The 17,948-nt window shown below is 67.4% G+C and carries 17 protein-coding genes and 1 tRNA gene; 11 read left to right on the top strand and 7 right to left on the bottom strand.

Annotated elements, in window-relative coordinates; all coding sequences use genetic code 11:
- The first annotated feature begins 38 nt into the window (after nt 1-38).
- Nucleotides 39-788, top strand: coding sequence for a helix-turn-helix transcriptional regulator (locus tag IBX18_RS43170; RefSeq protein ID WP_194836040.1), 750 nt, complete (start codon nt 39-41; stop codon nt 786-788).
- Between the two features lie 27 nt (nt 789-815).
- Here the strand turns inward: IBX18_RS43170 and IBX18_RS25255 are convergent, their stop codons facing one another.
- From IBX18_RS25255 to IBX18_RS25245, 3 genes are all read right to left on the bottom strand, one after another.
- On the bottom strand, nt 816-1,217 hold the full coding sequence (locus IBX18_RS25255) for a VOC family protein (protein WP_194836039.1): 402 nt from the start codon (nt 1,215-1,217) through the stop codon (nt 816-818).
- A gap of 54 nt (nt 1,218-1,271) precedes the next feature.
- A complete protein-coding gene (locus tag IBX18_RS25250) occupies nt 1,272-1,685 on the bottom strand; it encodes an arsenate reductase ArsC (protein WP_194836038.1) in 414 nt (137 codons plus the stop codon).
- A gap of 529 nt (nt 1,686-2,214) precedes the next feature.
- Nucleotides 2,215-3,126 carry an oxygenase MpaB family protein gene (locus IBX18_RS25245; protein ID WP_194836037.1) on the bottom strand — a complete coding sequence of 304 codons (912 nt, stop codon included), beginning with the start codon at nt 3,124-3,126 and terminating at the stop codon, nt 2,215-2,217.
- Between the two features lie 123 nt (nt 3,127-3,249).
- On the opposite strand from IBX18_RS25245, the gene IBX18_RS25240 reads away from it, so the two are divergent.
- Complete coding sequence (locus IBX18_RS25240; RefSeq protein ID WP_194836036.1) at nt 3,250-4,002, top strand: Sir2 family NAD-dependent protein deacetylase; 753 nt, start codon at nt 3,250-3,252, stop codon at nt 4,000-4,002.
- A 5-nt stretch (nt 4,003-4,007) separates the two neighbouring features.
- Here IBX18_RS25240 and IBX18_RS25235 read toward each other — a convergent pair whose 3' ends face one another.
- Nucleotides 4,008-5,306, bottom strand: a complete 1,299-nt coding sequence (locus IBX18_RS25235; RefSeq protein WP_194836035.1) for a D-arabinono-1,4-lactone oxidase — start codon at nt 5,304-5,306, stop codon at nt 4,008-4,010.
- 53 nt (nt 5,307-5,359) lie between these two features.
- On the bottom strand, nt 5,360-6,031 hold the full coding sequence (locus IBX18_RS25230) for a TetR/AcrR family transcriptional regulator (RefSeq protein WP_194836034.1): 672 nt from the start codon (nt 6,029-6,031) through the stop codon (nt 5,360-5,362).
- A 117-nt stretch (nt 6,032-6,148) separates the two neighbouring features.
- Between IBX18_RS25230 and IBX18_RS25225 the strand changes: the two genes are divergently transcribed.
- Nucleotides 6,149-7,648 carry an MFS transporter gene (locus tag IBX18_RS25225; RefSeq protein WP_194836033.1) on the top strand — a complete coding sequence of 500 codons (1,500 nt, stop codon included), beginning with the start codon at nt 6,149-6,151 and terminating at the stop codon, nt 7,646-7,648.
- Nucleotides 7,649-7,710: 62 nt separating this feature from the next.
- Here the strand turns inward: IBX18_RS25225 and IBX18_RS25220 are convergent, their stop codons facing one another.
- Nucleotides 7,711-8,868 carry a lipase family protein gene (locus IBX18_RS25220; RefSeq protein WP_306796406.1) on the bottom strand — a complete coding sequence of 386 codons (1,158 nt, stop codon included), beginning with the start codon at nt 8,866-8,868 and terminating at the stop codon, nt 7,711-7,713.
- Nucleotides 8,869-9,162: 294 nt separating this feature from the next.
- On the opposite strand from IBX18_RS25220, the gene crcB reads away from it, so the two are divergent.
- From crcB to IBX18_RS25185, 7 genes are all read left to right on the top strand, one after another.
- Entirely contained in the window at nt 9,163-9,639 is a 477-nt protein-coding gene (gene crcB, locus IBX18_RS25215) for a fluoride efflux transporter CrcB (RefSeq protein WP_306796405.1), read from the top strand.
- Nucleotides 9,636-9,980, top strand: coding sequence for a DUF190 domain-containing protein (locus tag IBX18_RS25210; protein ID WP_306796404.1), 345 nt, complete (start codon nt 9,636-9,638; stop codon nt 9,978-9,980). Before crcB ends, IBX18_RS25210 begins: the two co-directional genes overlap by 4 nt.
- Nucleotides 9,977-10,339 carry a CrcB family protein gene (locus IBX18_RS25205; protein WP_107658790.1) on the top strand — a complete coding sequence of 121 codons (363 nt, stop codon included), beginning with the start codon at nt 9,977-9,979 and terminating at the stop codon, nt 10,337-10,339. The genes IBX18_RS25210 and IBX18_RS25205 overlap by 4 nt, the downstream gene beginning before the upstream one ends.
- Nucleotides 10,340-10,386: 47 nt before the next feature.
- Nucleotides 10,387-12,027: a phosphoglucomutase (alpha-D-glucose-1,6-bisphosphate-dependent) gene (gene pgm, locus IBX18_RS25200; protein WP_194836030.1), complete on the top strand. Its 1,641-nt coding sequence runs from the start codon at nt 10,387-10,389 to the stop codon at nt 12,025-12,027.
- The gene (locus IBX18_RS25195) at nt 12,020-13,498 is read left to right on the top strand and encodes an MFS transporter (RefSeq protein ID WP_306796403.1); all 1,479 of its coding nucleotides are present in this window, start codon (nt 12,020-12,022) and stop codon (nt 13,496-13,498) included. The genes pgm and IBX18_RS25195 overlap by 8 nt, the downstream gene beginning before the upstream one ends.
- A 371-nt stretch (nt 13,499-13,869) precedes the next feature.
- Nucleotides 13,870-14,571: a thioredoxin domain-containing protein gene (locus IBX18_RS25190; protein WP_194836029.1), complete on the top strand. Its 702-nt coding sequence runs from the start codon at nt 13,870-13,872 to the stop codon at nt 14,569-14,571.
- Between the two features lie 108 nt (nt 14,572-14,679).
- Nucleotides 14,680-15,483: an SAM-dependent methyltransferase gene (locus tag IBX18_RS25185; RefSeq protein WP_194836028.1), complete on the top strand. Its 804-nt coding sequence runs from the start codon at nt 14,680-14,682 to the stop codon at nt 15,481-15,483.
- A gap of 410 nt (nt 15,484-15,893) precedes the next feature.
- Here IBX18_RS25185 and IBX18_RS25180 read toward each other — a convergent pair whose 3' ends face one another.
- Nucleotides 15,894-17,351 carry a DUF222 domain-containing protein gene (locus IBX18_RS25180; RefSeq protein WP_194836027.1) on the bottom strand — a complete coding sequence of 486 codons (1,458 nt, stop codon included), beginning with the start codon at nt 17,349-17,351 and terminating at the stop codon, nt 15,894-15,896.
- 122 nt (nt 17,352-17,473) lie between these two features.
- On the opposite strand from IBX18_RS25180, the gene IBX18_RS25175 reads away from it, so the two are divergent.
- Nucleotides 17,474-17,546 (top strand) — tRNA-Ala (locus IBX18_RS25175).
- The last annotated feature ends 402 nt before the right edge of the window (nt 17,547-17,948 follow it).

Here is a 17,948-nt window from a genome sequence, read left to right as displayed (position 1 = left end):
CGGCGGAACGTGTCAGGGGGCGGAGGTAGCGTCGAGGAGTGGACGAGTCCTGGGACGGGCGGACGTATCGGGAGCGGCCGTCGCGATTCGCGCGTGCGGTGGTGTGGACGCGGACGGTGACCGACGCGGACGCCGTGCTGCCCGTGTTGCCGGACGGCTGCATCGACCTGCTGTGGGTGGACGGGACACTGGTGGTCGCCGGACCGGACACGCGAGCTTTCCGACCGACGGCGGCGATCGGGACGCGGTATGTCGGGCTTCGGTTCGCGCCGGGGACAGCGCCCGCGTTGCTCGGAGTGCCCGCACACGAATTGCGAGACCAGCGGATCGAACTCGCGGATCTCTGGGCATCGGGGACGGTGCGTCGGCTGACCGAGCAACTCGGGACCGCCGACGATCCGGTCGCCGCGCTGGAACGGATCGCGCTGCGGCGCGCGGCCGAGGTGGCGCCACCCGATCCGGTATTGCCGAAGGTGGTCGCGGCGTTGGACGCGGGCTGGTCGGTGTCGGCGACCGCCGAGGCAGCCGGGTTGAATGCCCGGCTGCTGCACCGGCGTTCGCTGGCCGCGTTCGGGTACGGACCCAAGACCCTGGCGCGCGTGCTGCGCATGCAACGTGCGCTGGGGCAGGCGCGTCGTGGCGGGTCGTTCGCCGATATCGCGGCGTCGACCGGGTTCGCGGACCAAGCGCATCTGGCGCGAGAGATGCGTGACCTCACCGGAATGCCGTTGGGGCAGGTGCTGAGTCGGTCTGCCGAGGCGCGGGCAGGGCTGTCGCTGGTCGGCTGACCGTCAGGGTGCCTGGCCCGCGGCTGCTCAGTCGGTGGCCGGAAGCGCGGCGTAGAGGTCGATGCCGTTGCCGTCCGGATCCTGCACGACGGCGTAGCGCTGCCCCCAGAACGCATCCCACGGTTTCATCTCACCGTGGTAGCCGGCCTCGACGAGGGCGGCGTAGACCGAGTCGACCTCGTCGGGGTCGGCGCAGCGGAAGGCGAGTCCGATGCGGCCCGCGCTGCTCGGGGGTTCCCAATCGGTATGGAAGGACTTGATGGTGGCCTCGGTGTCGAGGGCCAGCCGGAAACCGTTGGGCAGGGCCGCTTCGGCGTGCGGCGCGTCTTCGGAACCCGCGGGGAAGTCGAGGCCGAGGCGACGGTAGAAGGCGACCGAGGCGCTCATATCGGTGACAACAATGCCGATGACGTCGAGTTGTGGAGTCATACCCGCACGGTAGTCAGCCACGCCCGCCGCGGTCTTGAACGAATCGGACAACGATCAGCGGGCCAGCGCGGGGACGAGTTCGGCGATCAGGTTTTCCACCAGAATCCGGATGCGGTCGCGGATGGTGCGGACCACGTCGATGGTCTGGCCGGACGGGTCGGGCAGCACCCAGTCGCGGTAGCTGATGCCGGGGAAGAACGGACAGGCGTCACCGCAGCCCATGGTCACCACCACATCGGAGATGCCCACCGCGTCCATCGTCAGCGGTTTCGGGGTGTGGCCCGAGATGTCGATGCCGACCTCCGCCATCGCATCGACCGCCGTCGGGTTGAGCGCGGCGGCAGGCGCGCTGCCCGCGGTGCGGACCTCGATCCGGTCGCCGGCGAGCGCTTTGAGAAACCCGGCGGCCATCTGCGATCTGCCCGCGTTGTGCACGCAGAGGAACAGCACGCTGGGCTTGTGCGGCATAGAAGCGCCTTTCGATGAGCGGAGCCGAGCAGGGTGTCTGTGCTGCCAGATAAGGGTTATCCGGCGTGTTGGGGCCGAAACGCTGTCGAAGCGTACGGGATACGTATACCAGCGCGGCGAAGATCGTTACTGCGGACAGGTGCTCGTCCGCATTGACACCTGTTGCGGGTCGGTCATGTTGTGGGTACTTGGACGTGAAAGATGTTGTTGTGCAGCATCTATGGGAAGCATTAGCGATCTGCGCGGTGTACTGCGCGCGTAACGTGAGCGGAGACCGCTTCGGACTGGACGGTTTGTCAAAGCTGCGCGGTCCCGCTCAGGCGCGGCGATCGAGGTCTGCTGAGAGTTGTTGGCGCACAACAGCTTATGGTCACCAGGAACGTCAAGCATCCATACTGGTCGGTATCTGGCGCTATCTCCTAGTAGGCGAGCTGTCGCATCGCAAAGCCTCGCGAGCCCCCGAAAGCCCTTGTTGCACAGCAAAAGGCGCTGCGGCCAGACTGACCGCAGCGCCCGTCGACAGGACCGTTCAGATCGGACGGAAGTCGATAATCTTGCGCAGCCGCGCCCGATCCCGCTCGAGCCGCCGCGCCTCGTAGGCAATCGGGAAGTACCGCACGCGTTCCGGCAGCAACGGCACCGCCCGTGCGAGCACCCAGCCGAGCGCCCGCAGCTTGCGCTCATCGGACTCACTCCAGGTCAGCCCGAGCTTGCGCCGGGCGACCTCGGGCGTCGTGCCGACGGTCACGAAGTACTGCATCCGCCCGACCGGGGCGACGGCGCGGCGCCAGAGCGGCGCGAGAACGCGCGGCAACTGCTTCGGCGGCGCGACGGACCGGATCACCCGCAGATAGTCGCGGGCGGTGCCGGTGGCCTCCAGGTGGTTCGCCACCGTGTCGGCGAAAAACGACTCGAACTCGGCGTAGCTCGCCGGAATCTCCTTGGGCACCACCGAGAAGTTGCGCATCAGCTGCACCATCTCCTGGTAGACCGCCTCCTTCTCCGCCGGGGAGAGCGGACTGCGGGCGAAGTACTTCGCGTTCTCGGCGAAGGCGAACGTTCCGGTGTGCAGCACCCAGGCCCACGGCCCCGAGGACAGTGCCGTGTGCCGGACTCCGTGCGCGTCGGTGGTGTTGAGCGAGGCGTGCATGGTGCGCAGCCGGTCGGCCTCGGCGAGGGCCTCCTCGCCGCCGTAGATCCACATCATCACCGAGGCGATGCTGCGCAGTGCGCGACCCATCGGATCGGTGCGGAAGGTGGAGTGCTCGTCGACCACGGCCGAGATGCTCGGCTCCATGGTTTGCAGGAGGAAGGCCGAACCGGCGGTCAGCGAGAAGGTGATCAGTCCGGTCTCGTCCCACAGGCGGGTGCCCGGCGCGAACGGACGCCGCGGCGGAAGCGATGGGGCGCTGGTGGATTCGAGGGCGGCGGACGCGGTCATCGTGATCTCCTTTGATCAGCACCTCTAAAGCGATGAGATGATAACTGTAACATTCTCTCATCGTCTTGCGTAGGGTGAATGACGCAGTGGTTCAGTGCTGTCATGCGCCCTAGGCTCGGTGCTATGACGAGCGAGTGGCGCCGCCGCGACGGCCGCATCGCAGTGCTCACCGGGGCGGGCATCTCCACCGACTCCGGCATCCCCGACTTCCGCGGACCGCGTGGGGTGTGGACGAAAGACCCGATCGCCGAACTGCTCTCGACCTACGACAACTACCTGGCCGACCCGGACCTGCGGCAACGAGCGTGGCTGGCCCGCCGCGACAATCCGGCATGGCAGGCGCGCCCCAACGCCGCACACGCCGCGCTGGCCGAGTTGGCGCAGGCCGGGCGCGCGGTCACCATCATCACCCAGAACATCGACCGGCTGCACCAGCGCGCCGGTTTCCCGGACGACCGGGTGGTCGAGATCCACGGCAACATGTTCGAGGTGGTCTGCGTCGAATGCATCTACCAGACAACGATGGCCGCGACACTCGATCGGGTCGCGGCGGGTGAGGCGGATCCGCCGTGCCCGGACTGCGGTGGCGTGCTGAAATCGGCGACCATCATGTTCGGCCAGCAGATGGACCGCCGCACCATGCTGAAGGCCATGCTCACCGCGCAGACCAGCGAGATCTTCCTGGCGATCGGCAGTTCACTCCAGGTCGAGCCCGCAGCCTCGATGTGCGCGATCGCGGTGGAGAACGGTGCCGATCTGATCATCGTCAACGCCGAACCGACGCCGTACGACTCGATCGCCACCGAGATCGTGCGCGAACCCATCGGCACCGCGGTGCCGCGGCTGGTGGCCGAGATCCTGGACGGCAGCGCCTGACTCGGTCAGTCGACCGGGCCGAGAACGCGATTCAAATAGCCGTTGCTGAAGCGGCCTTTCGGGTCGAAGCGGCGGCGCACCTCGGCGAAGCGGTCCCAATCGGGGTAGCGCCCACGCAGTGTGTCCGCGGTCTGGAAGTGGCGTTTGCCCCAGTGTGGCCGGCCGTTGTACTTGTCGAACACGGCCTCGCAGGCCCGGAAGTACGGCTCGTAGGCCATGCCCCGGTACTGGTGCACGGCGATATAGCAGGTGTCGCGCCCGGTGGCGGGGGAGAGGAACGCGTCGTCGGGCGCGACCCAGCGCACCTCGATCGGCATCGGCGTGTCGAATCTCGTGGATAGCTCTTTGATCTCACGGATCGCCGCCGCGGAGTGTTCCCGCGGGATCGCGTACTCCATCTCGGTGAAGCGAATCAGGCGCGGGGACGCGAAGACCCGGTAGGAGCGGTCGACCTGGCGGCGGTAGCTGCCCGCGTACGCCGCGCCCCGGTGGATCAACGGCACTAGTCGCGGCTGCCAGCGGCCCAGCTTGCACAGCGCGTCGAAGGTGTAGTTCGACATCAGCATGTCGGCGAACCAGTCGACGGCCTTGCCGCGCGGCTGCTCCACCAACTCGACGGCGTTGTTGCGCTTGGTCATCGCCACCGGGCTGTGCGCGAACATGTAGAACTCGTAGTGGTCGTTGGTGTCGATATGGGAGTCCAGGTCGGCCAGGATGTCCTCTACGGGGACCGGCCGCTCGACGCCTTCGAGAACGAACGACGGCACCAGCTGCAGCGTCGCGGCGGTGACCACACCCAATGCGCCGACACTGACCCTGGCCGCGCGCCAGCCTTCGGGATCGGTCTCGGCGTTCAGCTCGACCCGGCTGCCGTCGGCGAGCATCAGTTCGATGGAATGCAGTGCGGCCGAGAGATTTTGCAGCGCGCCCCCGGTGCCGTGGGTGGCGGTGGCGGTGGCGCCCGCGACGGTCTGCACGTCGATATCGCCGAGGTTGGGGAAGGCGAGGCCGTGCTCGTGCAGGGCGTTGCTAGCGGCGTTGAGGGTGATGCCCGCTTCGACCCGGACGCGACCGGTGGCCGCGTCCACGTCGAGAACCCGGTTGAGATTGCGCAGGTCGAGCAGCACGCCATCGGTCAGCACAGCGTCGGTGAACGAATGTCCCGCGCCCGCGACGCGCACGGTCTGACCGGCATCGCCGGCCCGGCCGAGCAGCTCTGCGACCTCGTCGGTGGTGCGCGGGGTGGCGATGGTCGCCGGCGCGCACTGTTGATCCCCAGCCCAGTTCACCCACGAGTTGGTCATGTGTCCAACTGTAGGGGATCGGTGTGTGATCTGCGCTACCTATAACGCAGTTGTTACCTTCGGCGGCCTCCGCACGCGCCCTTGGCCTGCTCTACCTCGGAGTCGTTCAATGGTGGCACGAGCAGCTGCTGCGGCGGTGTGCCGTCGGCTCGCACGCCATTGAGGACGATCGCCATATAGCGCTGCCAGACATCCGGGTTCACCGGCCTGGCGAACTCGGCGATGCCGTCGACCATGTGGATCAGCGCGAAGAAGTCCGACGGCTCGATGCCGGGGGCGAGCACGCCCGCCTCGCGGGCCCGGTCCACGATCGCCGTCACGGTCGGCTTGATCCGGTCGCGGACGACGACGAACCGGTCGACGTCGTCCTCCAGTTCGAGCATCACCTCGCTGAAGCCACGGTTCTTCGCCATGTGTCTGCAGGCATATTCGAAGAACTCGACGAGTCCGAACCAGGGATCGGGGTGCCGGTAGGCGGCGTCGGCCGCCTCGGCGAACTCACCGATACTCTGCTCGAAGACCTCGGTGATCAGTTCTTTCTTGTTGGCGAAGCGGCGGTAGACGGTGCCGACGCCGACGCCCGCCCGTTCGGCCACGTCATCGAGGGTGATCTCGAGTCCGTGATCGGCGAAGAGCTCGCGCGCGGCGGCGATGATCCGCTGCTGATTTCGCGCGGCGTCGGCACGCAGGCGGCGGGGAGGAGAGACGGCCGTGGCGTGATTCACACCCACATCCTATCAAGTATCGGGATTAAGCGGAGGCGTTCTCTCCGTTATGGTGGTAGCTTCTAACGGTAACCGGAGGCGTCAACTCCGCATCAAACCTTGAGACAAAGGGGACAAATGACTACCACGTTCGACCGTGGGGCACCCGCCCCCGAAAAAACGGATCAGGGCCGTCGCGGCTCGCACGCCCTGCGTTGGTGGGTGCTCGCCGTCCTCGGCGTGGCGCAGCTCATGGTGGTGCTGGACGCCACTGTCGTCAATATCGCACTGCCTGCCGCGCAGCGCGACCTCGGCTTCAACGACGGCGACCGCCAGTGGGTGGTCACCGGTTACGCACTCGCGTTCGGCAGCCTGCTGCTGCTCGGCGGACGACTCAGTGACCTCTTCGGTCGCCGCAATACTTTCATCATCGGCCTGATCGGCTTCGCGGGGGCCTCCGCTATCGGCGGCGCGGCAACCAGCTTCGAAATGCTGGTCGCGGCTCGCGTCGGGCAGGGTGTGTTCGGCGCGCTGCTGGCTCCGGCCGCCCTGTCACTGCTCACCGTGACCTTCACCGAACCGGGTGAACGGGCCAAGGCCTTCGGCATCTTCGGTGCGGTCGCCGGTGCGGGCGGCGCGATCGGCCTGCTGCTCGGCGGCATGCTCACCGAATGGGCGAACTGGCGCTGGGTGATGTTCGTCAACCTGGCCTTCGCCGCCGTCGCGCTGATCGGCGCGGTGCTGCTGCTGGCCAAGCACGTCACCACCGATCGGCCCAAGCTCGACATCCCCGGCACCGTCGTGGTGACCGCGGCGCTGTTCGGCATCGTGTACGGCTTCTCGCACGCCGAATCGACCAGCTGGACCAACCCGGTGACGCTGAGCTTCCTCATCGGCGGCGCGGTGCTGCTCGCGGTGTTCGCCTGGCTGGAGACGCGGGTCGCACACCCGCTGCTGCCGCTGCGCATCGTGCTGGACCGCACCCGCGGTGGATCGTTCCTGACCGTGTTCATCATGGGCATCGGGATGTTCGCGATCTTCCTGTTCCTCACCTACTACATGCAGCTGAGCATGGGCTACTCGCCGATCAAGACCGGCCTGGCGTTCCTGCCGATGGTCGCGGCCATGATCGTCTCGTCCACCACGGTGCCCTCGCTGGTGCTGCCCAAGGTCGGCCCGAAGGTCGTGATGGCAGGCGGCTTCCTGATCGCCGCGGGCGGTATGGCCTGGCTGACCCAGATCGGCCTGGACACCGGGTACACCTCGCACATCCTGCCCGCGCTGATCCTGCTCGGCCTCGGCCTCGGTGGTGCGATGTCGACCGCGTTCCAGGGTGCGACCTCCGGCGTGCACCACGAGGACGCCGGCGTGGCCTCGGCCATGATCAACACCAGCCAGCAGGTCGGCGGCTCGATCGGCACGGCGCTGCTCAGCACCATCGCCGCGTCGGCAGCCACCGACTACCTGTCGACCCGCACGCCGGATCCGTTGACCGTGGCGCAATCCGCGGTGGAGAGCTACACCACCAGCTTCTGGTGGGCGACAGCGATCTTCGTGGTCGGCGCGGTGATCATGGCGGCGCTGATGCCGAACACGGTGCCGGAGCCGTCGGAAGGCGAGCCGGTGCTCGCGCACTGACGTTCCGCTCGAACGACACAACGCCCCCGTTCAACGGTGAACGGGGGCGTTGCTGTGTGCGGTCAGCAGTTGCTCGGGGCCGGGAGGCCGGCGAAGCGGTCGCCGAGGTAGTTGAAGGCGTTGACCGATCCCGGAGCGATCGCGGTGCCGTGGTCGGCCCCGGGGATGATGTCGAGCTGGACGCGGACGCCCTCAGCGCAATACCGGCCGGCGACTTCCCGCACCAGCTGCGGGGAGACCTGGTCGGAGCCGCCGTGCCATTCGTAGATCGGGGTGCGGGGCACGCCGGGGTAGATCTCGATGCTGTTCTCGTGCAGGATGCGGACGACGGTGGGGTCGGCGTCCATCGGGCCGTTGAAGACATCGCTGAAGCTCTTGTTCGCACCGGCGTTGATGATCTCGTTGGTGCAGGCGTTGGCGATCTGGTCGCGCAAGGCGAAGCCGGCCGGGTTCAGGATCCGGTCCATCTGCAACTCGCTGGGGTATTCGCGCTCCAGGCCGATGGCGGCGGCGAAGCCGAGTCCGAACAGCGGGCTGCGCTGCAACCCGACATCCTGGGCCAGCTTGCCGATGTTCATCGGGACACCGCCCTGGGCCGCACCGACGATCGGGAGCTCGGGCGCGTACTCGGGGGCGAGGGCCGCGGCGAAGCCGGTCGCCATGCCACCACCGGAGTAGCCCGCCATGCCGACCGGACTACCCGCGAGATCGGCTGGGCCGAAACGCTTTACGGCACGGATGCCGTCGAGGGTCAGCCTGCCGCCGAGGCGCGCGGCACCGTAGGCACTGGTCGGTCCGAGATGATCGGGCACCGCGACCGCCCAGCCCCTGGCCAGCAGCAGGTTCAGCGCGGGCGCCTCCTGCATGGTGCCGTTGAAGATGCTGTGCGACGGCGCGCACTGCAGGCCGAGCGAATTGACGAACGGCTGATACGACACGATCGGCCTGCTCATCCCGCCGCCCGGCGGCAGCAGCAGCGTGGTCACCGCGCCGATCGGTTCGTCGGCCGAATTCGTCGACCGGTACAGCAACTGCCATGCCGTGGCGCCCGGGAAACCGGCCGCGGGCACCGACCTGCTGCGCATCACGTCGCCCGGCTGGAAGTTGGCGACGTCCGGTGGCGCGTTGTAGAAGCCATCGCCGTCGGCGGCCGGATAAAGGGGTGCGGCCGCCGCGGGGGCCAGGTGACCGAGCCCGGCCGCGGCCGTCGCGAGTGCCACGATCGAGAATCGACGCAGAATCCGGCCGACGCCCAGTTGCCGTCTGCCATGGGTTTGCTGACGCCCCGGTCGGCGAGCTGCCGCCGTCTCCGGGTGCGCATTCGGTTGTGCCCGCTGTGCCGCCATCGTTGCTCCGACCTGAGTAAGTGGTGGATGGAGACGACTTCGGCCAAACCTTCAGGCCATTCGTACGCGGAACTCGCGCGGATGTCAATGAACAACGCTGTTCGTAGGGTCTCGACATGCGGGGTCCGGCGGACCGTACCGCTCGGTCCAACCGATAACATTGCGCAGGTGGCGTTCGGCGCGGGAGATCAGTGGGTGCGGCGCACCCCGCTCGTCGAACCGATGCTGCTCGCGGTGATCTCGGCCGGCGGCGGCCTCGGCGCGGTGGCCCGCTACGGCCTCGGCGTGTGGTGGCCCGTACAAGAAGGACACGTCCCCTGGTCCACGCTCACCGTAAATGTCGTGGGATGCTTTGCTATCGGGATTCTGATGGTTCTGAGCACGGAGGTGTGGGTAGCCCACAGACTGCTGCGTCCCTTTCTCGGTATCGGAGTGCTCGGCGGCTTCACCACGTTTTCCACCTACGGTCTCGAGATTCGTAGACTGCTCGAATCGGGCGCCGCGGTACCGGCGTTCGGCTATCTCGGGGGAACGGTGGTGGCGGCGCTGGGGGCCGTCGTGCTCGGCATGGGCCTGGCACGGTGGACAACTGGCATGGCTCGGCAGTCAACGGCAACGGCAGGACGGAAGGGGGCCAGGCGGTGATCGGTGAAGCGGGACGGTGGCAGCCTGCGGCGCGGCTGACGGTGCTGCTCGACGAGGACGACAAATGGCGGCACACGCCGCTGTACCACGAGATCGTCCGGCGCGCCCGCGACACCGGGCTGGCCGGCGCGAGCGTGTGGCGCGGCATCGAAGGTTACGGCGCGTCCTCGCGTATCCACACCACCCGCATCCTGGACATGGCCGACCATCTGCCGCTGGTACTGATGCTCGTCGACGAAGCCGACCGGTTGCGTTCGTTCGTCGAGCAGAACGCCGAACTGTTCACCACCATCAACGTCGCGCTCTCGCCACTGGAGCTGTGGCAGGGAGCCGCCCGATGACAGTCCTGCTCGTCGTGCTCGGCGGGATGCTCGGCGCGCCCGTTCGGTACCTGGTAGACCGTGTCGTATCAGCACGTTTCGATTCTCTGCTGCCGCTGGGCACGCTGACCGTTAACATTGTCGGTTCGGCGCTGCTCGGTGGATTGATCGGCGCGGGTGCGGGCAACTGGCTGCTGGCCGCCGCCGGTACGGGTTTCTGCGGCGCGCTGACCACGTTCAGCACGTTCGGCTACGAGACGATCCGGCTGGTGACGGACGGCGCTTACGCCTACGCCGTTGGCAACGTCGTGATCAGTGTCGTGGCCAGCCTGACCGCGGTCTTCGCCGCCGCGTCGACGACGCAGTGGTTGTGGACATGATCCTGATGACGAGCAGGGCACAGCCGATACGGAAGGGAGACCCGAGCATGGCCCATGATCGAGCCGGGCGTGTCGCGCGTCCCACCGACCTGGAAGACATCGCACATCTGGTCACGGCTTACTACAGCCGGATTCCGGATCCGACGGATCCGGCACAGCAGGTGGTTTTCGGCACGTCGGGACATCGCGGCTCCAGCCTGGACACCGCGTTCAACGAGGCGCACATCCTCGCGATCACCCAGTCGATCGTGGAATACCGTGCGACCCGCGGGATTACCGGGCCGGTATATCTGGCCAGGGACACGCACGCGCTGTCCGAGCCCGCGCTGGTCACCGCGCTGGAGGTGCTCGCGGCCAACGACGTGACCGCGATGATCGACGCCCGCGACCGGTACACCCCGACGCCGGCGCTGAGTCATGCTGTGCTGCGCCACAATCGGGGCGGCACCAAGAACCAGGCCGACGGCATCGTGATCACCCCGTCGCACAACCCACCCCGCGACGGTGGCTTCAAATACAACCCGCCGCACGGCGGTCCGGCCGACAACACCGCGACCGACGCCATCGCCGCGCGCGCCAACGAACTGCTGCGCAGTGGGCTCAGCGGGATCAAGCGCACCACGCTGCAACACGCGCTGGAGACCAACGTCCAGCGCTACGACTATCTCGACCACTACATCGCCGACCTGCCGAATGTGTTGAACCTGGACGCGATTCGCGGCGCGGGCATCCGGCTCGGCGCCGACCCGATGGGCGGCGCGAGCGTCGACTACTGGGAAGAGATCGGCCAGCGCTACGACCTCGAGCTCGAGGTCGTCAACCCGTTCGTCGATCCGACCTGGCGCTTCATGACGCTGGACAGCGACGGCAAGATCCGGATGGATCCGTCCTCGCGCTACGCGATGGCCTCGCTGATCGCGATCAAGGACGACTACGACCTGTCCACCGGCAACGACGCCGACGCGGATCGGCACGGCATCGTCACGCCCGACGGCGGGCTGATGAACCCGAACCATTTCCTCGCGGTCGCCATCGAATATCTCGTCGCGAACCGGATGGGCTGGGACGCGCTCACCAAGATCGGCAAGACCGCGGTCACCTCGTCGATGATCGATCGCGTGGTCAGCGTGCTCGGCCGCGACGTGCACGAGGTGCCGGTCGGCTTCAAGTTCTTCGTGCCCGGATTGTTCAGCGGCAGCCTCGCTTTCGGCGGCGAGGAGAGCGCGGGCGCGTCGTTCCTGCGGATGGACGGCACCGTGTGGACCACCGACAAGGACGGCATCCTGCTCGCGCTGCTGGCCGCCGAGATCGCCGCGGTCACCGGCCAGAGCCCGTCGGCCCGCTACGTCGAACTCGAACGCCGCTACGGCAGCCCCGCCTACGCGCGGATCGACGCCGTCGCCACGACGGAACAGAAAGCGTTGCTCGGGAAGTTGACTCCGGACATGATCACCACCAAGGAGATCGCCGGTGAGCCCATCACGTCCGTGCTCACCAGGGCGAAGGGCAACGGCGCGCCGCTGGGCGGGCTCAAGGTGACCACCGAGAACGCGTGGTTCGCCGCCCGCCCGTCCGGCACCGAGGACAAATACAAGATCTACGCGGAATCGTTCCACGGCCCCGAGCACCTCGCGCAGGTGCAGGCGGCCGCGGAGGAAGTGGTGGGACAGGCGCTATCCGGTGAGTAGTAGATCGTCGGCAGTCGGCAAGGCCCGGTCCACCGGCCGGGCGGAGCCACTGCCAATCGAGATCTGGGTGCTGGTCGGCGGCGCGTTCGTCATCGCCATCGGGTTCGGCCTGGTCGCGCCGGTGCTACCGCAATTCGCGCGCAGCTTCGGGGTGGGTGTCGCGGCGGCCTCGGCGATCGTGAGTGCGTTCGCGTTGATGCGGTTGCTGTTCGCGCCGGTGAGTGGCCGGTTGGTGCAGAAGCTGGGGGAGCGCTCGGTTTATCTGGGCGGGTTGCTGATCGTCGCGGTGTCCACCGGTGCCAGTGCGTTGGCCCAAAGTTACTGGCAGCTGATGGTTTTGCGGTCGCTCGGCGGGGTCGGGTCGACCATGTTCACGGTGTCGTCGCTGGCGCTGGTGATCCGGATGTCGCCGCCCGCCGCGCGCGGGCGGGTGTCCGGGTTGTGGTCGACCAGCTTCCTGATCGGGTCGGTCAGTGGGCCGCTCGTCGGTGGGGTGCTGTCCGGACTCGGGTTGCGCATGCCGTTCGTGATTTATGCGGTCGCCTTGCTGGCAGTGACCGTCGCGGTGTATCTGGCGCTGCGGAATTCGCAGCTGGCCGCGCCGGAACCCGTTGGCGGCGTGCGGATGATGTCGTTCGGGGAGGCGTGGGCGCGGCCCGAGTATCGGGCGGTGCTGTGGTCCAACTTCGCCAACGGTGCCGCGGTGTTCGGTGTGCGGATGGCGTTGGTGCCGCTGCTTGTCGTCGAGGTGCTGCATCAGACGCCGGGCATGGCCGGGGTGGCGTTGACCGTGTTCGCGGCGGGTAACGTCGCGGTGCTTTTCCTGGCGGGCCGGTACTCGGATCGGTGGGGGCGTAAACCGTTCTTGATCGTCGGGTCACTGGTGTGTGCGCTCGGCACGGCCGGTCTCGGTATCTCCGACACGTTGCCGTGGTTGCTCATCACGTCGTTCGTGGCCGGTCTCGGGGCCGGTATGTTCACGCCGACTCAGCAGGCTGCGGTCGCCGACATCATCGGCCCGAACGCCCGTGGTGGGCCGGTGCTCGCCGGGTTCCAGATGGCGGCGGATCTGGGCACCGTGCTCGGACCGGTCGCGGTGGGCGCACTGGCGCAGCAGGCTTCCTATGGACTCGCGCTCGCGGTCACCGGCGCGCTGCTCGCGGTGGCGGCGCTCGGGTGGGCGGTGGTGCCCGAGCCGTTGCGTAAGCGGGAGGAGCCGGCGGGCAAGCGTGCGGAGGAGGCGGGTGCTGAATGCGAGCATCTCTGCGGGCCAGACGGGGCCGATCATCAGTTGCGGGCACGCGATGCTCAGGTCGAGCATGCGGTGAACGATGCGGCGGGTGCGCCGGTGGCTGATAGTCCGGTGCCGGTCGAACCTGTTGTTGGCGAGGGTGCTGGTGAACCCGGGCAGGGTGCGGCCCCGGCAGAGGTGAATACCGAACCGACTTCACGCAACTCGATCGCGCGATAGCGACGGGGGCCTACTAGCGATGCCGCGGAGTGTCGAACCAACTGCCGGGGCACGAGTCGACTGCTCATGTTCGCCTGCGCGTGATTGTGGTGTGGCATCGCCGAGGCGGGGTCTGCCCCGTCTTTGGCGGCTGCCGCAGGCAGCGGCAGCAGCGCATTCGGTGCAGGGAAACGCTGGTGGACTGTGCGCAGGGAGAATTCGTGCGTGGCAGTCGCGAGATGCCGGGTGTAGGTCGACCGTGGCTGCTGTGCGAGTCCTCGACCAGGGTGTGTGGCGCGCCGCAGCGGGTGGGGGTTGGCGGTGGGAGTGTGGTCGGGTTGCGGCAGAGTGGTGGGGTGAGCGAATCGCGTTCGAACTACACTCCTCGGCCCATGTCCAGCAAGACCACCTACGCGCTGGGCGCCGTTGCCCTCGCGTTGATCGCGGTGATCGTGATCGCGGCGATCGGCTGGGGGCACGACGAGCCGAGCGTGCGCAACGACGGGTACGGCTCCGCGCACGATCCCGGTGTGCGCGTGCTGCTGGAGCCGGACGGTTCGATCCTGCTCGGCAAGCCCAATGCCCCGAAGACGGTCGACTTCTACGAGGACCCGATCTGCCCCGCCTGCGGCAACCTGGAACGCATCGCCGGCCAGGAGATCGCGCAGCGCATCGATGAGGGCAAGCTGGCCGTACGCTACCGGCTGGTGAATTTCCTCGATAACCGTTCGCGGAGCAAGGATTACTCGACGCGTGCGGTCGCCGCCAATCAATGTGTCGCAGAAGGCGGCTCGGGACCGGTCTACTCGAAATTCCACACCGAGTTGTTCACCACCAAACGGCCTAGCGAGGGCGGCGCCGATCTCGACAATGCCGAACTCGCCGCGATCGCCCGGGTCGCGGGCGCTCCGGAATCGGTGTTGCAATGCATCTCCACCGGCGCCAGGGTCGAAGCGGCGCGAACCGACGCGACCGCCGCGATGACCGCTCTCGAAGCGGCGCTCGGCAAGTCCGCGGGCACCCCGTCCGTTTTCGACGGAAAGTCCAAAATCGACATCAGCAACGAGGACTGGGTGGACGCGCTCACCCGGTGATGTCGACTTGATACAGATCGGGCAATAGCGCCCCACGCTATCCGGCTACGTCGCTAGGCTTTTCGGTGGCGGTCAGGTGTCCGAGTATCGCGCGTAAAGGGCTGAACGATGACGAATTCCGAGTCGGCACACGTCGAGTTCGACGTGACCAAGCCGAGCATCTCCCGCGTCTACGATGCGATGCTCGGCGGCAAGGATTACTACCCCTCCGATGAACGGGTGCTCGATCACCTGCGCGCGACCATGCCGGACGTCTACGAGCTGGCCAAACTGAATCGTGCGGCCCTCAATCGCGGGGTGCGCTACCTGGCCGGTACCGCCGGCATGACACAGTATCTGGACCTCGGGGCCGGGCTACCCACGATGGAAAACACCCATCAGGTCGCGCAGGAACTGCAACCGGACGCCAGCGTCATCTATGTCGACAATGATCCGATCGTGTTGGCGCACGCTCGCGCGCTGATGAGTTTGAACGGCCGGACCGGTGTCATCACCGCGGATCTGCGTGACCCCGAGGGTGTGCTGGCGCATCCGGACGTCCAGCGGTTGATCGACTTTTCTCGACCGGTGGCCGTCATGCTCGTCGGCATGCTGCATCACCTGCACGACGACGAAAACCCCGAAGGCGTTGTCGACGCATACCTGGATGCCGTGCCCGTGGGCAGCCACCTGTTCATCACGCACTTCTTGCACACCGGCGAGGAATCGCGTGCGTTGGAGAAGTCCTTCCTGGAATTCTTAGGCACCGGACGGTTCCGGACCTACGACGAGATCATCCGTTTGTTCCGCGGCTGCAAGCTGGTCGAGCCGGGTCTGGTGCCGTTATCGCATTGGCGGCCGGACAGCATCGTGCGCGACAAGCTGACTCTCGTCGAGGAGATCATCGTCGGCGGGATCGCCGTCAAGTCCTGAGGCCGGGCACACCACGTAGTCGCGGCTCGACTCCGCTAGTCGTGCGATCCGAGCGCCGAGCATTCGGTTTGGCTCGGGGGCCGAGCCGACGATCTGGTCGTGGACTCGGCCCGCTCGGCGGGGGTATCCGGCTACCCCAGTCGGCCGGACCCTGCCCGCCGAGCATTCGGTTGGTCAGGGGGCCGGACCGTCGCATCCACCACCCGACGGCCCGGCCCGTTCGACGGCGCGGCCCGAAATTCCCCCTGGACCGCAGCGCGTCGTTCGTGGGGCCGAGCCGCCGACTCCACCTGCCGGCGACTCGGCCCGTTCGACGGCGCGGTCCTGCTTCCCCAGTCGGCCGGGACCGCCGCGCGTCGAGTTTTCAGTTGGTCTACGGGGGACTTGTGTAGTCCCCGAGGTGGTCTCGTTCAGTACGCGATGTTGATCATCGGAGTTGTTGTGTCATCGGGGATCTCGTCCTCCGGTGCGATTCGGCACAGGTGGCGGTGCACCAGCGCGTGGCCGCGGAACGGGTAGGCGAGATCATCCGGGGCGTTGCGTGCGGGCTCGGTCTGCGGTGGGTTGTCGCTCCGGCTGGTGGGTGCGTCGATGTCTTTGTGCGGGAACAGATATCGGGCGCCTTCACGCGAGGTGGTGTGCACATCGCCGGTCGGTGTGGTCCACTGCAACCGATCCGGATCGGCCAGCCAGGTTTCCCACGGCACTTTTCTCTTGTCCGCCAACGTTTTCAAGCGATGGTGCCGCGGGCACAGCACCGTCACTTCGGCGCGGATGGCCGAGTTTCGTTGATCCAGTTCGGATTCGGCGGCCGGCATCGTGCAGCCGGGGAACCGGCACATGCCGTCCAGCGCCCGCACCTCTCGTTCCAAACGCGCCGCATGTTCCAGTCGGGCCGCCCGTGACCGCGCGACCTGTTCCTCGTCGACCGGCTCGTCGGCATCCGACTGCTCCGGAATCACTTGGAACCGAGCGTTTTCCGCGAGCATCCGCGCCAACCCGGCATCGATCGGGCCGTACCCGGCCAGAAACGCGGGTGCGTCCTGCATGCCGAGCAAGCTGTCCGCCGGAATCCCGATCTGAATCAACGGCCGCCGCGGCGCGTCCCCCACCTCCTCTGCCATCGGACATCGGGCACCGCGCGCACACCCGCACCGCAGCCGCCCCGACCCATCGGCCAACGCCACCAGGGCATCGGCCCGCCGCTGCGGCATCGTCCGCGGATCCGCCGCACACACCTGCAAGCTCATCTCCCGCAGTCGCATCGCCACCGTCTGCGCGCCGGGTGCAGGCAGCACCCCATCGAACACGGCCATACTGTCCTGCAACGCCCGAATCCGCACGTCCCGATCGTCCTGCCGCCGCTCCCGCCGCCGTTGCGCCCCACCGGGATCCAGCCGTGCCGCCCACCGCCGCGCCGCCTGCCGCAGCCGCACCGGCGTGGTCCGCCCCGCCGTCTCCAGCAACCGCGGTTCCAACTCGCCCAGCACGTCCCTGGCGACCGCACGCGTGCTATCGATGATCACCCGCACCTTCGCCAGGTCGATCCGCCCCGCCGCGAACTCCGCCCGCGTGCGCGGCAACCAATCCTCCAGCGCCAACCCCACATCGATCATCGCCGCTGCAGACCCCTCATCGACCTGCAGCGCCACCGCCGCCTCCGTCGCCGCGAACTCACCCGCCCGCACCCCACCCGGCCCCGGCTCCGCACTCACCGCCCGATGCCGCCGATACAACTCGCGCACCGCGAACACCTCCGCCGCCTGCGCCGCCGCCGAAGCCCCATGCGCCGTCCGAAGGGCCTCGATCAACCCCTCATCGCTCATGGCCTGAAAGTCCAGTACCGAGGAACCGCTTCCTTCGAACATGTGTTCGATTCTACGACCGTCAGCCCCCCACCGCTACCCCCGATTCAACGCGATTTGGCTGCCACCACACCCGTGGTGTAACTTCGTTCAGGCAGTCAGGGAAACCTGAAAGCAACCCACTCGGGGCTATGGCGCAGCTGGTAGCGCACCACACTGGCAGTGTGGGGGTCAGGGGTTCGAGTCCCCTTAGCTCCACTCGAGGTAGAGCCTGCGTATGGGTACTGGCAGTCCCGAGGTCCGTTTTTCCAACAGACCTCGGGATTTTTCATTGGCGACATCGGCCCGATGGGTCCATCTGATCGGCGTCCGAACGCACTGAAATGCCGAATACCGGATGTCGGGGAACGATCCCGTAGTTCTCGTTGTCAGCTCCGGGTGCCGTAGCTCTGGTGTCCCGGGCGTTCGCGGTCTGCAGCACTCCATCTTCGTCATCCCGGCATGCCTTCAGACGGGATCCGTTGTCGACCTGTAGGTTTCCGGCCGAAGGCGCGGCCGGATTTCGCTGCGGATGGGCTGCGCGGGTAGCGTCGCCCGCGCAGAGCTCGGTCGGAGGGGATGGAGGCATGGTGGTGTCGCTGGGGCGGTGGTGGCGATGTG

The sequence above is a fragment of the Nocardia sp. XZ_19_369 genome, assembly GCF_015355715.1.
Lineage (GTDB): Bacteria > Actinomycetota > Actinomycetes > Mycobacteriales > Mycobacteriaceae > Nocardia.
The sequence above is the reverse complement of the archived record's forward strand: the minus strand, read 5'-3'. Positions and strand labels throughout refer to the sequence as shown.

Bases quoted from the DNA above. Each gene is read 5' to 3' on its own strand.
- IBX18_RS25255 (WP_194836039.1), bottom strand. From the start codon at position 1,217: ATGACTCCACAACTCGACGTCATCGGCATTGTTGTCACCGATATGAGC.
- IBX18_RS25250 (WP_194836038.1), bottom strand. From the start codon at position 1,685: ATGCCGCACAAGCCCAGCGTGCTGTTCCTCTGCGTGCACAACGCGGGC.
- IBX18_RS25245 (WP_194836037.1), bottom strand. From the start codon at position 3,126: ATGACCGCGTCCGCCGCCCTCGAATCCACCAGCGCCCCATCGCTTCCG.
- IBX18_RS25240 (WP_194836036.1), top strand. From the start codon at position 3,250: ATGACGAGCGAGTGGCGCCGCCGCGACGGCCGCATCGCAGTGCTCACC.
- IBX18_RS25235 (WP_194836035.1), bottom strand. From the start codon at position 5,306: ATGACCAACTCGTGGGTGAACTGGGCTGGGGATCAACAGTGCGCGCCG.
- IBX18_RS25225 (WP_194836033.1), top strand. From the start codon at position 6,149: ATGACTACCACGTTCGACCGTGGGGCACCCGCCCCCGAAAAAACGGAT.
- IBX18_RS25205 (WP_107658790.1), top strand. From the start codon at position 9,977: ATGACAGTCCTGCTCGTCGTGCTCGGCGGGATGCTCGGCGCGCCCGTT.
- pgm (WP_194836030.1), top strand. From the start codon at position 10,387: ATGGCCCATGATCGAGCCGGGCGTGTCGCGCGTCCCACCGACCTGGAA.
- IBX18_RS25190 (WP_194836029.1), top strand. From the start codon at position 13,870: ATGTCCAGCAAGACCACCTACGCGCTGGGCGCCGTTGCCCTCGCGTTG.
- IBX18_RS25185 (WP_194836028.1), top strand. From the start codon at position 14,680: ATGACGAATTCCGAGTCGGCACACGTCGAGTTCGACGTGACCAAGCCG.
- IBX18_RS25180 (WP_194836027.1), bottom strand. From the start codon at position 17,351: ATGTTCGAAGGAAGCGGTTCCTCGGTACTGGACTTTCAGGCCATGAGC.